General features: G+C 71.0%; 16 protein-coding genes. 9 read left to right on the top strand and 7 right to left on the bottom strand.

Going from position 1 to position 15,097, the window contains the following annotated elements; translation table 11 throughout:
• Positions 1 to 15: 15 nt before the first annotated feature.
• On the bottom strand, positions 16 to 1,995 hold the full coding sequence (locus OS889_RS01740; RefSeq protein WP_372386761.1) for a DUF460 domain-containing protein: 1,980 nt from the start codon (positions 1,993 to 1,995) through the stop codon (positions 16 to 18).
• Positions 1,996 to 2,190: 195 nt separating this feature from the next.
• Positions 2,191 to 3,126, bottom strand: a complete 936-nt coding sequence (rnz, locus tag OS889_RS01735; RefSeq protein ID WP_372391507.1) for a ribonuclease Z — start codon at positions 3,124 to 3,126, stop codon at positions 2,191 to 2,193.
• 120 nt (positions 3,127 to 3,246) lie between these two features.
• Here rnz and OS889_RS01730 point away from each other — a divergent pair, with 120 nt between their 5' ends.
• The 4 genes from OS889_RS01730 to OS889_RS01715 all read left to right on the top strand — a co-directional run bounded on the left by OS889_RS01730 (position 3,247) and on the right by OS889_RS01715 (position 6,111).
• Positions 3,247 to 3,798 carry an SHOCT domain-containing protein gene (locus tag OS889_RS01730; protein WP_372386760.1) on the top strand — a complete coding sequence of 184 codons (552 nt, stop codon included), beginning with the start codon at positions 3,247 to 3,249 and terminating at the stop codon, positions 3,796 to 3,798.
• Positions 3,799 to 3,881: 83 nt separating this feature from the next.
• A complete protein-coding gene (locus tag OS889_RS01725) occupies positions 3,882 to 4,976 on the top strand; it encodes an AAA family ATPase (RefSeq protein WP_372386759.1) in 1,095 nt (364 codons plus the stop codon).
• A 3-nt stretch (positions 4,977 to 4,979) separates the two neighbouring features.
• A complete protein-coding gene (locus tag OS889_RS01720; RefSeq protein WP_372386758.1) occupies positions 4,980 to 5,585 on the top strand; it encodes a protein sorting system archaetidylserine decarboxylase in 606 nt (201 codons plus the stop codon).
• A gap of 103 nt (positions 5,586 to 5,688) precedes the next feature.
• Positions 5,689 to 6,111 (top strand): hypothetical protein, encoded by a 423-nt coding sequence (locus OS889_RS01715; RefSeq protein ID WP_372386757.1) that lies wholly within the window; start codon positions 5,689 to 5,691, stop codon positions 6,109 to 6,111.
• 21 nt (positions 6,112 to 6,132) lie between these two features.
• On the opposite strand, the gene OS889_RS01710 is transcribed toward OS889_RS01715, so the two are convergent.
• Positions 6,133 to 7,146, bottom strand: a complete 1,014-nt coding sequence (locus tag OS889_RS01710) for a THUMP domain-containing protein (RefSeq protein ID WP_372386756.1) — start codon at positions 7,144 to 7,146, stop codon at positions 6,133 to 6,135.
• Between the two features lie 130 nt (positions 7,147 to 7,276).
• On the opposite strand from OS889_RS01710, the gene OS889_RS01705 reads away from it, so the two are divergent.
• A complete protein-coding gene (locus OS889_RS01705; RefSeq protein ID WP_372386755.1) occupies positions 7,277 to 7,840 on the top strand; it encodes a TATA-box-binding protein in 564 nt (187 codons plus the stop codon).
• Between the two features lie 24 nt (positions 7,841 to 7,864).
• Positions 7,865 to 8,266 carry a DUF7473 family protein gene (locus tag OS889_RS01700; protein WP_372386754.1) on the top strand — a complete coding sequence of 134 codons (402 nt, stop codon included), beginning with the start codon at positions 7,865 to 7,867 and terminating at the stop codon, positions 8,264 to 8,266.
• Positions 8,267 to 8,299: 33 nt separating this feature from the next.
• Here OS889_RS01700 and hisG read toward each other — a convergent pair whose 3' ends face one another.
• A complete protein-coding gene (hisG, locus tag OS889_RS01695; RefSeq protein WP_372386753.1) occupies positions 8,300 to 9,145 on the bottom strand; it encodes an ATP phosphoribosyltransferase in 846 nt (281 codons plus the stop codon).
• Between the two features lie 107 nt (positions 9,146 to 9,252).
• Between hisG and hisB the strand changes: the two genes are divergently transcribed.
• Entirely contained in the window at positions 9,253 to 9,870 is a 618-nt protein-coding gene (gene hisB, locus OS889_RS01690; protein ID WP_372386752.1) for an imidazoleglycerol-phosphate dehydratase HisB, read from the top strand.
• A 16-nt stretch (positions 9,871 to 9,886) separates the two neighbouring features.
• Here the strand turns inward: hisB and OS889_RS01685 are convergent, their stop codons facing one another.
• Together OS889_RS01685 and OS889_RS01680 are read right to left on the bottom strand one after the other, a co-directional pair.
• Positions 9,887 to 10,762: a DUF8528 domain-containing protein gene (locus OS889_RS01685; protein WP_372386751.1), complete on the bottom strand. Its 876-nt coding sequence runs from the start codon at positions 10,760 to 10,762 to the stop codon at positions 9,887 to 9,889.
• An 82-nt stretch (positions 10,763 to 10,844) separates the two neighbouring features.
• Positions 10,845 to 11,651 (bottom strand): sulfurtransferase, encoded by an 807-nt coding sequence (locus tag OS889_RS01680; RefSeq protein WP_372386750.1) that lies wholly within the window; start codon positions 11,649 to 11,651, stop codon positions 10,845 to 10,847.
• Between the two features lie 241 nt (positions 11,652 to 11,892).
• On the opposite strand from OS889_RS01680, the gene OS889_RS01675 reads away from it, so the two are divergent.
• The gene (locus OS889_RS01675; RefSeq protein WP_372386749.1) at positions 11,893 to 12,759 is read left to right on the top strand and encodes a sulfurtransferase; all 867 of its coding nucleotides are present in this window, start codon (positions 11,893 to 11,895) and stop codon (positions 12,757 to 12,759) included.
• Positions 12,760 to 12,787: 28 nt separating this feature from the next.
• Here OS889_RS01675 and OS889_RS01670 read toward each other — a convergent pair whose 3' ends face one another.
• Complete coding sequence (locus OS889_RS01670) at positions 12,788 to 14,407, bottom strand: stage II sporulation protein M (RefSeq protein WP_372386748.1); 1,620 nt, start codon at positions 14,405 to 14,407, stop codon at positions 12,788 to 12,790.
• A gap of 54 nt (positions 14,408 to 14,461) precedes the next feature.
• Here OS889_RS01670 and OS889_RS01665 point away from each other — a divergent pair, with 54 nt between their 5' ends.
• The gene (locus tag OS889_RS01665; protein ID WP_372386747.1) at positions 14,462 to 15,073 is read left to right on the top strand and encodes a transcription antitermination protein; all 612 of its coding nucleotides are present in this window, start codon (positions 14,462 to 14,464) and stop codon (positions 15,071 to 15,073) included.
• Positions 15,074 to 15,097: the final 24 nt, after the last annotated feature.

Below are 15,097 nucleotides of genomic sequence, written 5' to 3'. Positions count from 1 at the left end.
GCGCCCGCCGCCCGCTCACCGCGACTCGCTTCTGGTCTCGGCGCGGTGCTCGGAGATGATCTGGTCGACCATCGAGGCCTTCCGCTCCTTGCGGCGCGCTTCGGCGCGGCGCTCCCAGTCGTCGATCGCCGCCTCGACGTCGGCCTCGCTGGCGACCGCGAGCTCGTCGACCTCCTGGATCGCGACGTCGTCGGCGGGCGCGACCGGGATCTCGTGTTCGAAGAGGATCCGGTCGGCGACGTCCGAGAGCCCCCCGCCGGATCGCAGGACGACGCGCGGATCGATCTCCGCCAAGAGCTCTGCGGTCGAGCGCCCGGCGCCCGAGGCGTCCCGGAGGTAGACCACGTCGCCGGCCGCGAGGCCGTACTGCTCGTCTGCCGCCTGGATGGCGTCGCGGGTGAACTGCTCGATCACCTTCACCGAGACGAGGTCGCCGTCGGTGTCGACATCTGAAAAGTTCGAGTGATCGAGCTTCCAGAGGCGCTTGAGCCGTTCGAGCTTCTCGTCGAGCTCTTCGTTCTTCGCTTCGAGCTCGTCGACGCGCCGTTCGAGGCGGTCGTTCTCGCGTTCGAGGCGCTTCACCTCGCGGCGCTCCCTGGCCTCGCGGCGCTCCTCGCGCTTGGCCTCCGAGAGCTTCTCCTCGTACTCGTCGATCTCGGCCTCGCGCTCGTCGATCGTGTCGTTGAGGTCCTCGACGTGGGACTCCAGGCGCTCGACGCGGGTCCGGAGCCGACGGATCTCCTCTTCTTCCTCTGTGAGTTCGCGCTCGTGGTGCTCGGAGTCGTCTTCCGATTCGTCCTCGTCGTCCCGGAGGTCACGCAGGACGGCCTCGACGGACTCCTCGCCGGCGACGACGCGGGCGACGACCTCGCCGCGCTCGATGTCCGGGGGGACTTTCTGGGAGATCCGATCGAGCTGGTCCTCGTGGTCGTCGAACGCGAAGAGCGCCGCCGCGAGCGCGTCCCGCTGGTGGTCGTTCTCGTAGGACGCCTCCCGGGTCCGGTGGAGCTTCTCGTCGACCGGGAGGTCGGAACTGGGCGTCCACGCCGCGGCGTCGAAGCTTCGGCGGAACTTCTCGACGGTTTCGGGCATCGGCGTCACGTCGGCCGCGACGACGACCGGCCGGCCGCGCTCGATCAGCCACTCGATCACGTCGGCGGTGTCGGCCGTCCGCGTCGAGTAGACGTCGAGGACGCCCCCGTCGAGGCCGACGACCGCCGCCGCGGTCGTGGTCCCGGGGTCGATCCCGACGAAGACGTGATCGCGGCGCTTCACGAGCGGCTCGAACTCGATGCCGTCCCGGCGCTCGCGCTCGATCTCGATCCGGGTGTCGCCGGAGCGCCCCGCCGAGAGCGGGATGTCAGCGGGCGGCGCCTCCACGGTGAAGACGGCGTTGGCGTAGCCGCCGTACTTCTCGGTCACGTCCTTCTCGAAGTCGAGGTCGGCCTGCTTGAGCCGCTCTGTGACCTCGCGTGCGCGGCGCTTCACCGACCCGTGGATCCGTCGGGTGTAGCGGTCCTGGCTCCAGCCGCCCTTCCCGGTCGAGCGCCCGCGCGCGACCTTCACGGTCGTGGTGTCGCCGAAGGCCGACACCTCGTAGCCGACGTTGGCGGCCGCGAGCCGCGCCGCCGCCTCGGCCTCCTTCATCGGCTTCTTGCCGTAGGGGACGCCGTGACGGGAGGCGACCCGCGAGAGCGGCTCGGGCCGCTCGGCGCCGGTCACCTGGACCAGCTTCGTCGCCTCGGGGATAGTCCTGAGAAAGTGGACGAGTTCGTCCTTGTCGGCCGCCAGCTCGTACATGTTGTCGGTCGCGAGCATCGCGGGCTCCTCGCGGTCGAGCAGGCGGCGGAGCTTCCGGTGGGAGACGACGTCGCGGTCGACGTTCTCGCCGTCGAAGGCGACGAGCGCGTAGGAGGGCGCGTCGCCGCGGACGTCGCCGCTCTGGATGTCCACACCGAAAACGAGGGAGTCGAGTGCGCTCGTCCGGTCGTTCACGTCACCGGATTAGTCGCGTGTAGATATATATGCCACGCCGAGATCACCGGGCTCTGACTCCGAGCGTTTATGACTGAGCACGGGACCAACGCGGCCGTGACGTAACGCTCGCCCCGCGCCGGTCAGCGGTTGTCCGGCACGCCCGCGCGGGACCGCCGCTGCCGGCTGTTCGCTACTTCCCCACGGAGCCGCCGCTCACTCCGCGTCGGCGTCGGGATACGGCACCTCGACCTTCTGTCCGTCGTCGGGGACGAAGGCCGACTCCCCCGCGAACGCCTCCTTTGCTTCCCGTTCGACCGGACTCGCGTCCCCGGCGTACCGCGAGGAGACGTGCGTGAGCGCGAGTCGCTTCGCCCCCGCGCGGGTGGCGATCTCGGCCGCCTCACGGGCCGTCGAGTGGCCGGTCTGTCTCGCGCGGTCGGCCCACTCCGCGGCGAACGTGGCGTCGTGGATCAGCAGGTCCGGCGCGTCCGTCACTTCGACAGTCGCATCGACGGGGCGCGTGTCGCCGGTGTAGACGAACTTGCGCCCGGGCCGGGGCTCGCCCACGACCTGCTCGGGCCGGACGACGGTCCCGTCGTCGAGTTCGACGGCCTCGCCGTCGTGGAGCCTGCCGAACTTTGGGCCGACGGGCACGCCGAGTTCCTCGGCCTTCTCCCGGTCGAACCGACCGCGGCGGTCGTCCTCGACGAGCGCGTAGCCCATCGAGCTGCTGCTCCGGTGCTCGGTCGGGAAGGTCCGGACCTCGTAGTCGTCGCCGTCGAGCGCGACGCCGTCCGGCCGGACCTCGTGGACGGTGACCGGGAACCCGGGCCGGTAGCCCCCGGCTTCGACGAGGTCCTTGAGGTGGCCCTTCGACCCGGGGGGGCCGTGGATCGCGATCGGCTCCTCGCGGTCGTTGAAGTCGAGCGTCTGGATCAGCCCCGGAATCCCGAGGACGTGGTCGCCGTGGAGGTGCGTGACGAACACGTGCGAGACCGAAAAGCCGGTGCCGAACCGCATCATCTGCCGCTGGGTGCCCTCGCCGCAGTCGAACAGCAGCCGCTCGCCCTCGCGCTCGACGAGGAACGCGCTCGGCGCTCGCTCCGTCGTCGGCACGGCCCCGCCCGTCCCGAGGAACGTCACGCGCATCGACATACCCGTCCTCGGCGTCGGCGTGGTAAACGCGTGTCGGATCGGCCGCCTCGACGCCCTCCGAGCGACGCCCGCGGCGGCGATACACCTTTCCCTCGCTCTCCCGACACCTCGACTATGAGCGAGCGGCGCGACGCCTCGCGGAGCGAGCGGTGGTGGAGCGACCCGGACCCGGCGGACTCGGACGACCCGGTCGTCGGCGCCACCGCGCTCTTGGTCCTGGGGGCGGGCCTCGGCTCGCTGTTCGGCGTGCCGGTCCTCGAGGCGGTCGACTTCTGGATCATCTTCGTCATCGGGTACGCCGTCGTCGTCCCGCTGGTGTCGCTCCTCCGCGGACACCGCGCCCGCGACGAGGCTGACGACCGCTCGGAGTCGGCCGAGCGCCGGCGCCGAGTCGACGAGCGGACGGATCGCGCGGACGAGTCCGAGGGCGTCGATGACGCGCTCGACCGCCTCCGCGACCGCTACGCCCGCGGCGACCTCTCCGAAGCGCAGTTCGAGCGGAAGCTGGAAGTGCTCCTGGAGACCGATACGCCCGAGAACGCCCGCGAACGCGTCACCCGCGGCCGGGACGGATCCGAAGCGGCGAGCGGAGCAGGGACCCATCCCGAGTCCGGATCCGCTGAACTCGGCCGCGAGCGCGAACCCGAGTCCGAGCGCCGCTCCTGAGCGACCGGCGTCGACACCCAATCTGCGGCCGTGCCGAGCGCGGAGGGAGAGTTTCTTACCCCCCCGCCGACTACCTGCCGTCGATGGACGCGCCCCTGTGGACGGACACGCACGCGCCCTCGGTCTCCGACCTCCCGCAGTCGGAGGTCCGCGAGCGGCTCGCCCGCACGGTCGACGAACCGATGAACCTCGTGGTCCAGGGCCCGCCCGGCGTCGGCAAGACCGCGGCCGTTCGCGCGCTCGCTCGCGAGGCCCACGAGGATCCCGACGCGGACCTCGTCGAGATCAACGTCGCTGACTTCTTCGACCGGACGAAAAAGGAGATCCGCGAGGACCCGCGCTTCTCGCGCTTCCTCCAGGGGCAGACGGAGTTCTCCAAGCAGTACCGCCGCGGCGGCAAGGGGAACAAGTACAAACGCGAGTGGTCCAAGCGGGATATGATCTCCCACGTGATGCAGGAGCTCGCGTCGTACCGGCCCGCCTCGGGGACGTACAAGACGGTGCTGCTCGACAACGCCGAGACCATCCGCGAGGACTTCCAGCAGGCGCTCCGCCGCGTGATGGAGCAGTACCACCGGAACACCCAGTTCGTGATCACGACGCGCCAGCCCTCGAAGCTGATCCCGCCGATCCGCTCGCGCTGTTTCCCGGTCCCGGTCCGCGCGCCGACGACCGACGAGATCGAGGGCGTTCTGTCGGAGATTACGGACCGCGAGGACGTCGACGCCGACCCGATGGCGCTGAATCTCGTCGCCTCGAAGGCCGACGGCGACCTCCGGTACGCCGTTCTGGCGGCCCAGCACGCCGCCGTCGAGGGCGACGGCGAGATCACGGTCGAGTCGGCCCAGACGGCGCTCTCGGAGGCCGGCCACGACGACGAACTGAAGGCCGTGCTGGATTCGGCCGCTCGGGGAGACGTCGGCGACGCCCGCGACAAACTCACCGAGCTCCTCGACGACCGCGGCTTCGGCGGCCAGGAGCTGCTCTCGGAACTGCTCCGCGTTGCCGACACCTATCCCGAGGCGTTCGGCGAGTCGAACCTCGTCCGGCTGCACCGCCTCGCGGGCGCGGTCGACCTCGACCTCGCGGAGGGCAACGACGCGCGGCTCCACCTCACCCACCTGCTCGCGGCGTGGGCCGGCGGCCAGCGCGAACTCGACGGGGAGGCGCTCGCCTGACCGATGCGCTTTGCCCCCGGCGTCCGGCGGTTCGCCGTCCCGGCGTTCGCGGCGGCCGCGGTGTTGGCCCCGCTCGCGTTCCCCCTCGCGCTCGCCGCGATCGCGATCGGTGGCTTCGTCGCGTGGTTCTTCCGCGACCCCGAACGCCGGCCGTCGGGCCCGGGCGTCGTCTCGCCCGCCGACGGGCGCGTCTCGGTCGTCCGCGAGGAGGGCGACCAGCTCCGCGTGGGCGTGTTTATGAACGTCACTGACGTCCACGTGAACCGCGCCCCCCTCGATGGCCGAATCGAGCGCGTCACCCACCGATCGGGCGCTCACCGCCCGGCGTTCTCGAAGGACTCCGAGCGCAACGAGCGCGTCGACGTCGCGGTCGCGACCGACGAGGGGCCGGCCGAGATCTCCCTCATCGCGGGCGCGTTCGCCCGGCGGATCCACCCCTACGTCGCCGAGGGCGACGACCTCGCCCGCGCGGAGCGGATCGGCCACATCGACTTCGGCTCCCGGGCCGACGTGTTGCTGCCGCCCGCCTACGACCGCGCGGATCTCCTCGTCACCGAGGGCGACCGCGTCCGCGCGGGCGAGTCGATCGTCGCCGCGCGGGAGCGATAAGCGGGTCAGATGGGGCGGTTCGACCTCTGACTGACGGTTCTCACCCGGTGACGACCACCGACTCGGCTTTCCTCGCGGGCGCCCTATCGACGGGTGATCGACGATGACCACACTCGCTCTCTCCGTCCCTGCGCCCGCGTTCGTCTACCCGCTCGCCGTCTGGATCCTGATGGCGATCGTCGCGGTCGCGAACGGCGTCTTCCGAGAGCTCGTTTTGGTCCCTCGGATCGGCGAATACTCCGGTCACGTCCTCAGCACCGCGCTCCTCGCGGCGGCGATCCTCGCCGTCTCGGGGGCGTTCTTCGCGACGGCGACCGTCGACTACTCGCCGGCGGAACTGCTCGCGATCGGGGCCGGCTGGACGGTCCTCACGGTCGGCTTCGAGTTCCTCGTCGGCCATCTAGAGGGGACACCCGCGAGCGAAACTGTCGCGCAGTACGACGTGCTCGCGGGCCAGGTGTGGATCCTGATCCCGCTGACGCTGCTGTTCGCGCCGCTCGTCTTCGGGTGGCTGCTGCGGTCCTGAAAGCGCCCGCTCAGGTCCCGTCTACGACCGCTTCAGGACGTGGACGTGCCGGTCGAGCGACCGGTGGACGCGGCGCTCGAACCGCTCGTCGACCCGCCAGCCGGCGGCCTCGGCCGCGTCCGTCCACGAGCGGTCGGCGACGAGCACGCACGACGGCGCGATCCGCGCGGCCTCCGCGAGCGCGCCCGCGACCAGGTCTTCGAGTTCGTGGCCGGCGATCTTCGACTGGCGGCCGTACGGCGCGTCGAAGACGACGCCGTCGGCGGCGTCGTCGGCGAACGGGAGTTCCGTGGCGTCGCCGCGGACGGCGGCCCAGTCCGGGTTCGCGCTCGCGGCCGCCGCGTCGTCGTCGAGGTAGTGCGCGAGGTTCTCCGCCGCCCCCGACGCCATCTTCGCCTGCGCGTCGGAGCCGACGGCCCGCGCGCCGACGAGCCCGGCCTCGACGAGCAGCCCGCCGGTCCCGCACATCGGGTCGACGACGGTCGCGTCCGGGAGCGCGGGGCCGGCGGCGAGGTTGACGTACGCGCGGGCGTCCATCGGCGCCATGCTCCCGGGCTGGAAGAAGGGCCGATCTGTCGGCGCCCGCGACCCGAAGGCGGCGTCGCGCTCGGCGACGGCCCAGCCCACGAGACAGACGTCGTCGGCGAAACAGACGCGAAGCTCGTGGTCGGGATCGTCGAGGTCGACGTCGAACCCCCGGTCGACGAGGACGCCGCCGAGCTCCCGCTCGGCCGCCGACGTGCTCACCTCGGCGGTCGCGCGGACGTTCCGGGCGCGGACGGCGACCGTCCCCGAGCGGTCGAACGACGCCGCTTCGAGCACCGCGACCGCGCTCGCGACGTCGGCGTCGGTCCGGCCGACCAGTTCGGAGACGCGGCGGGTGTACGCCAGCGTCGGGACGCGATCGGCGCGGATCCCGCGGGCGGTCGCGAGGCCGGGCGCGACCCGTTCGACGGCCGAGGCCGCGGCGCGCTCGGCTTCCAGCGCGGCGAAGGCCTCGTCTCCCGCCTCGCCCGCGAGCTCCAGGTAGTACACGCTCCCACCTCGCTCCGGTCGCCAATCAGCGTGTCGACTGCCGGTTCCGACCGGTCGCTGACGCCCCTCGTCGGCGCGTCGATCCGCGCACCAATCTTTTTAAACCTTAAATACGAGATTTAAGTCGTCTATGAGCGATCCCAAGGACACCATCAACATCGAAAACGTCGTCGCCTCCACGGGGATCGGCCAGGAGCTCGACCTCCAGAGCGTCGCGATGGACCTCGAAGGGGCCGACTACGACCCCGAGCAGTTCCCCGGCCTCGTCTACCGGACCCAAGAGCCCAAGTCCGCCGCCCTCATCTTCCGCTCCGGCAAGATCGTCTGCACCGGTGCGAAGTCCACAGACGACGTCCACGAGAGCCTCCACATCGTCTTCGAGAAGCTGCGAGACCTCCAGATCCCCGTCGACGACGACCCCGAGATCACGGTCCAGAACATCGTCACTTCTGCGGATCTGGGCCGCAATCTGAACCTCAACGCCATCGCCATCGGCCTCGGCCTCGAAAACATCGAGTACGAGCCCGAGCAGTTCCCCGGCCTCGTCTACCGCCTCGACGAGCCCTCTGTCGTGGCGCTGCTCTTCGGCTCCGGGAAGCTCGTCATCACCGGCGGCAAGGAGCCCGACGACGCCCGCGAGGCCGTCGACGTCATCACCTCCCGTCTCAGTGAACTCGGCCTGCTCGACGACTGAGGCCCCGGTTTCGTCTCACGCCCGATGGTAGCTCCCGCTCCGCTCTCGATCCCGCTTCAGTCGTCCTCCGCGACCCCGATCGCGATCGCCGGCACGTTCGCGTCCTTCGCGATCTTCCTCTCGGTGACGGCACACATCGCCGCCCGCAACGTCCTCGGCGACGTCCCCGTCCGCAACGCGTTCGTCGTCGGCCCGATCCCGGCGGTGGTGAGCGTCCTCGCGGCCGCGTTCGCGCGGAACAGCCCGCCGGCCCTCTTTGCGGCGCTCGCCATCGCGATCGCCCTCGACGGGGTCGCGATCTACCTCCTCTACGGCGAGTCGCGCCGCCTGTCGGCGTACATCACGCTGATCCACTTCGTCGTCAGCGTCATCCTCGGGACGATCCTCTTCGGCGTGCTGGCGATCATCCAGAGCGCGCCCGGCTGATCTGGCACGCGGGGCGCTCTGGCGCGCCGCGATTTACTCCACGAGCCGCTCGATCTCGGTGACGAGGATCCCCGAGGCGCCGACCGCCTTGAGGTCGTTGATGACCTCGAAGACGTCGCGCTCGTCGACGACTACGTGGACCGCGACGGTGTCGTCGCCGGCGACGTCCATCACCGTCGGGCCGTCCAGTCCCGGAATGACCTCGCGGACGTCGTCGAGGCGCTCGCGGGGGACGTTCATCATCACGTAGCGCTTGTCCTCGGCCGCCAGCACCGACTCGAAGGCCGTCACCAGCTGTTCGACCTTGGGGTCGTCGGCGTAGTCCGGGTGGGCGTACAGCCGGACCGAGGAGTCGAGCACCTCGTCGATCACGGCCAGGCGGTTCATCCGGAGGGTCGTCCCCGTCGAGGTGATGTCGACGATGGCGTCGGCCATCTCGACGTGCGGCGTCAGTTCGGTCGCGCCCGTCACCTCCACGACGTCGGCGTCGATGCCCTCCCGCTCCAGGTACTCGCGGGTGATCCGCGGGAACTCCGTCGCGACGCTCCCGCCTGCGAGGCCCTCGGGGGACGTGATGTCGCCCTCCTCGGGCGCGGCGAGGACCAGGCGACACCGACCGAACTCCAGGTCGACCAGCTCGACGAGGTCACAGCCCGACTCGACGACCTGATCGCGGCCGGTGATCCCCACCGCGGCGGCGCCGTCGGCGACGTACTCCGGGATGTCGGCGGCGCGGGCGAAGAGCACCGTCACCTCGGGGTCGACGGTGTCGGCGTAGAGCTTCCGGTCCGCGGCGCTCTCGATGTGGAGCCCCGCCCGTTCCAGCAGGTCGACGCTCGGGTCGTGCAGGCGGCCCTTGTTGGGGACGGCGATGCGCATACCTGAGCCTCGCCCGCCCGCGACGTACCACTTTCGGACGGCGGGCGCACCGTGCAGCCCCGGGGGAGAGGCACAACGATCATAGGCGCGCGCGTCGATTCGCCGGTATGACCGACACCGACGCCGACGAGGGCGACGCCGCGGCCCGCGAGGCCGCCGTCACCCGCGAGACGGCCGAGACGACGATCGACCTCACGCTGGCGGTCGACGGCGACGGCGACAGCGCGGTCGAGACGGGGATCGGCTTCTTCGACCATATGCTGGAGTCGTTCGCCAAGCACGGCCTCTTCGACCTCACGGTCCGCTGCGACGGCGACCTGGAGATCGACGACCACCACACCGTCGAGGACGTCGCGATCGTCCTCGGGGAGGCCCTGGCTGAGGCGCTCGGCGACAAGCGCGGCATCGTCCGCTACGCCGACCGGCGGGTCCCGCTCGACGAGGCGGTCGCGGACGTCGTCGTCGACGTCAGCGGGCGGCCGCACTTCGAGTTCGAGGGGTCCTTCTCCCAGTCCCGGATCGGCGACTTCACGAGCGATATGGCCCGCCACTTCGCCTACTCGCTGGCGATGAACGCCGGGCTGACGCTGCACGTCGGGGTCGACGGCGAGAACGCCCACCACGAGGTCGAGGCGCTGTTCAAGGCGATCGCGCGCGCGCTCGACGACGCCACGCGGATCGACTCCCGGCGGAGCGACACGCCGAGCACGAAGGGCGCGCTGTAATTCATAGTAACCACTATCAGGCCTTCCGCAGCGTCTCGCCGTCGTCTTCGAGCAGGTCGCGGTCGACGGCGTACGCCAGGATCTCGTCGACCTCTCCCTCCCCGAGGTCGTACGCGCTCGTCGCGAGCTCGACGATCTCGCCGCGGGCGACGGGGAACTCCCGGTTGCCGAGGAGGCGCATCACGGTCCGGAACTTCGGCGGCTCCTCGCCGGGCGCGGCCGTCGAGGTCGGCCCGTCGTCCGCCGTTTCTGACGCCGAGGCTTCGTCCGCTTCTCCGAGCCCCGACTCCGCTTTCGACTCCGAGTCCTCGTCTGTCGGCGCCGCCGCGTCGCTCCCGTCGAGCGGCGGGAGCGCTTCCTCGTCGACCACCCGATCCGGCCCGGCGTCCGAGTCGGCGGCGTCGATCTCGAGGCCGACGTCCGCGTGCCCGTCGGTGGCGTCGTCGCTTTTGTTGCTGTCGCCGTCGTCGCGTTCGCCGTCGCCGCCACCTTCGTCGCTTCCGACGCTTCCGGCACTTCCGCCGCTCTCGTCGCTTCCGCCGCTTCCGCCCGCACTCGGTTCGTTCCCGCCCGCCCGCAGGTCCGGAATCCCGCCCTGTCCGGACTCGGACAGCGACGTGCCACCGGGGTCGTCGTCGGCGAAGGAGTCCGTCGGCGCGACGTCCTCGTCGGCCGGAGTTGCTCTGTTCTCGTCGCCTTCGGCCTCGCCCTCGACGCCGAGCCGCGCGAGCAGGGGCGCGAGCACGCCTTCGAGAGTCTCTCGGCAGTCCCCGCAGAGCACGAGTCGTCGCTGTTCGCCCTCCGTCGGCGACAGCTCCGGAGGGACGACCTCGTAGACGCCCGTCGCCTCCTCGTCGCAGAAGTCACAGGATCGCAGCTGGCGCATCGGCATACCTCAGTCTCTGCCGGGGCGCGAATAAAACCCGTCGCCCCGCGACAGCCGAGAGCGACCGGCGCGGGGCACCTCGCCTCCGCTACTCCGATTCCGTTTCGCTCCCCGTCTCGACGGGGCCGCCGCGCTCTGTCCACTCCGTGAGGCTCCCCTCGTAGAAGCCGACGTCCTCGTAGCCGAGCGACCGCAGGACGACGTAGGTGTGGCTGATCCGGCGCGCGGTGTTGCAGTACAGAAGAATGTGAGCGTCGGGGACAATCCCGGCGGCTTCGAGGATCTCCCGGAGGTCGGCCTCGGGCTTCAGCCCGCGCGTCTCGTCGTCGACGAGCTCGCGCCAGTCGACGTTGACCGCGCCGGGGAGGTGGCCCTCCGCGAACTCCCGCGGATCGCGGGTGTCGACGATCACGATTCCCTCGTCGTCCAGGGCGTCCCGGACGGTCTCGTAGTCGACGAGCGGCGAGCGCTCGGGCTCCCGGACGGCGTACTCCGTCGGCTCGGACGACGGCGACTCCGAGGTGGTCTCGCGCTCCCGGTTCCACGCGCTGTAGTCGCCGTCGAGCAGGTGCAGTTTCTCGATCGGATGGCCGTACAGCTCGGCGGTCACGAGGAAGCGCGCCGCGAAGACGCCGTGGGTGTCGTCGTAGGCGACGAGGTGGTCCTCGGGCCCGACGCCCGCCGCCGAGAGGAGTCGCTCCCAGGGCTCCGCGCCGGGGAGCATCCCCTCGTCGCCGGCCTCGCTGCGGAACTCCTCGAACGGGACGTTCACTGCACCCGGAACGTGGCCGATGCCGTCGAACTCCCAGCCGTCGCGGACGTCGATCACGCTCGTGTCCTCGTCTCCGAGCCGCTCGGCCAGCCACGCGGCCGACACGACGACGTTCTCGTACATATCCGTGGGTTCGGGAAGCCGGGCCTTCAACGTGGCCGATCCGGCCGCGAGACGTCGGTGTCAGAGAAACAAGATTATATTGCCGGGAATGTGCTCGGAACGCGGCCCCCGTCTCGTCGTCGCGCCCGCAGTCTCCCACACGTGCGATTGAACCGGCAACATTTTCTGGATAGTGGGAGGATGGGCAGTACGCGCCGTAGATGTGAGGATTATACGGGATGGGGTCTATTGGGGAAACGCAATGACAGACGACGGCTACGCGAAAGACGTGCTCGTCTCCCCGGAGTGGGTAGAAGAGCACCTCGACGAGTTCCAGAGCGACGACTCCGACTATCGACTGGTGGAAGTCGACGTCGACACCGAGGCGTACGACGAGGGTCACGCGCCCGGCGCGATCGGCTTCAACTGGGAGAGCCAGCTTCAGGACCAGACCAACCGCGACATCCTCGACAAGGACGACTTCGAGGAGCTGCTGGGCAGCCATGGCATCTCCGAGGACTCCACGGTTGTGCTGTACGGCGACAACTCCAACTGGTTCGCCGCCTACACCTACTGGCAGTTCAAGTACTACGGCCACGAAGACGTCAAGCTCCTCGACGGCGGCCGCGACTACTGGATCGACAACGACTATCCGACGACGGACGAGGTCCCTGACTTCCCCGCCGTCGAGTACACGGCCTCCGGCCCGCGCGAGTCCATCCGCGCGTACCGCGAGGACGTCGAGAACGCCGTCGAGCGCGGCATTCCGCTCGTCGACGTGCGCTCGCCCGAGGAGTTCCGCGGCGACATCCTCGCCCCGCCGGGACTGCAGGAGACGGCCCAGCGCGGCGGCCACATCCCCGGCGCACAGAACATCTCGTGGGCCGCCGTCACGAACGACGACGGCACGTTCAAGACCCGAGAGGAGCTCCAAGAGCTCTACGCCGAACACGGCATCGACGGCGAGGGGACGACCGTCGCCTACTGCCGCATCGGCGAGCGCTCCTCGGTCGCCTGGTTCGCGCTCCACGAACTGCTCGGCTACGAGGACACCATCAACTACGACGGTTCCTGGACCGAGTGGGGCAACCTCGTCGGCGCCCCGATCGAGACCGGCGACGCCGAGTAACGCGGCCGACTCCGATTTTCCGTTTCTTTCACCCGCCGAGCACCAGCGCCGCGATCGCCGGCGTGAGGAACGCCTCGATGAGTCCGGCAACGACGAACAGCGGCGCCAGTCCGAGGAGCACGCGGTAGGCCAAGCGCACCGCGTCGACGACGTCGTCGGCGCCGCGCCGACCCCGGAACGCGCCGAGGACGACGGCGCCGAGGTGGAGGCCGAGCCCCCCGCCGACGACGAGTGCGGGGACTTCGACGACGCCGTGGGGCGCCACCAGCGCCGCGAACGCCGTCGGATCGAACACGCCGCCGACGGCGCCGACGAGCAGGCCGTTGAAGCCGAGGCTCACGACCGCGGGCACGCCCGCGGCCAGCCCGCTATACGCGAGGTCGGCCGCGACGAGCCAGTTGTTGACCGCGAGGTTCACGGCCGTCCCGACGGGCCCCAGCGGCCCGCCGGCGAAGACGTCGCCGACGTCGCTGCCGACGGGCAGCGTCACGCCGAACGAGGAGGTCGCGACCCAGCCGATCGCGCCGCCGGCGAGGATGCAGGCGAGCGCCGCGAGGTTCGCGACGGGGTGGTCGCGGACGAACGCTCCGACCTCACGGAGGCCGCCGAGGAACGCCGCCCGCGCCCGCTCGTCCAGCGGCGTCGGATTCGGATCGTCCGGGAGCGCGGTCTCGGCGTACACCGAGGTCTTGTACCCGTCGACGATCGGCGGGAGCGCGATCGCGCCCACGAGCCCCGTCAGTCGCGCCGTGCCGGTCAGCGACCCCGCGACCGCGACCGTCACGCTGACGACGAGCGCGCCGAACGCGACGGCGACGTAGCCGAGGAACGCCGTCGGCCGGTCGAGGGGGAACCGGACGCTCCGGCGGACCGCCGCCAGGGCGCCCGCGTCGTCGACGACGACCGCCTGCTCCGCGAAGGCGAAGAGCAGCACGACCACGAGGACGAGCACCGCGCCGACGAGCGCGCCCAGGACGGCGATCCCGGCAGCGGCGACCGACCCCCCGACGGACGGCGCGGCCCCGGCCCCGCTCGCCGACGCGGCCGCGCCGAGGACCGCGCTCGCGACGCCGGCGACGACGCTCCCCAGCGGGACGACCACGACCGCGAGGGCGAGAAGGAGGAGGACGCGAACGCCGAGGATCGAGCGCCAGTACGCCGCGGCGCCGTCGACCCCCGCGCGGACGCCGTCGTCGCCACGGAGGAGGCCGGCGATGCCGCCGACCGCGACCGCGCTCCCGACCGCGGAGGCGACGATGCCGAGGACGACTGCGCCGAGCGCGCCGAGCGCCAGGAGCGCGACGATCTCGGGCGTGAGGAGGTTCCCGACCGCGTCGCCGAACCCCGGTCCGAGCTGGTCGGGATTCACGGTCCCCGAGGCGAACGGGTCGGAGCCGGCCGCATCGCCGCTCGCCTCGCGTTGACTCCGGCGCAGCACCTCGACGAACGGATCCAGACGACCGCTCGCGCCGGCGATCCAGAGGGCGACCAAGCCGGCCACGAGCAGCGGGACGCGCGCGATACCGTACAGCCCGCTCGCGAGCAGATAGAGCGGGAGGACCGACGCCGAGCGCTCGGCGAGCGCCCGCCAGCCGGTCCGGAGGGCGGTGGAGGGCTTCACGCCCGGCACGTCTCGACGCGGCGGCATAGGTGTTCGGGCGGTGTCGATGGCTACAAGCGCGTCGGCGCGCATCTGGCGGATATGAACGCTTCCGACCTCGAAGCGGCGCTCCGAGACGACCACGAGACGGCCTTCTCGCGGCTGGGTTCCTCGAAGGCGATGTACGCGCTCACCGCGGGCGAGATGGACGGCGACAGCGTCCGCGCGGCCGCGGCCGCGGACGCCCTCGCGCTCGCGTCGGTCCTCGACGACTGGGCCGACGACGGCGACGCCGACGTCCGATCGCTCTACGCGGACCTCGCCGCGGCCGCCCGCGAGCACGCCGAATCCGTCGCCGACGACCCCTCGCTCGACGAGTCCGCGCCGCTGTACGACGCCCTCGACGGCTTCGAGTCGACGCCGGAGCGCCTGGGCGGCCTCCTCGGTCGCTACCTGGTGTCCCTGGAGTACGTCGGTCAGATGGTCGGCTTCTTCGTCGGCGACGCCGATCCGATGGCCGCGAACGACTTCCGCGGGCTCCGCTCGGACCTCGAATCCGAACGCGACCGCGTCGCCGAGGCGCTCGATGCGGCCTGCGACGGCGACGACTGGGACCTGGCCGGGGACGCGGCCGACGCCGTGATCGAGGCCGCCTACGACGACTACGTCGAGACGCTCCAGTCGATGGGCATCAAGCCGAAGAACGTCTGCTGATCTCGCCGGGCCGATTTCTCACGC

Origin of the sequence: Halobellus sp. MBLA0158 (genome assembly GCF_041477585.1) — an archaeon.
GTDB lineage: Archaea > Halobacteriota > Halobacteria > Halobacteriales > Haloferacaceae > Haloquadratum > Haloquadratum rubicundus.
The sequence above is the reverse complement of the archived record's forward strand: the minus strand, read 5'-3'. Positions and strand labels throughout refer to the sequence as shown.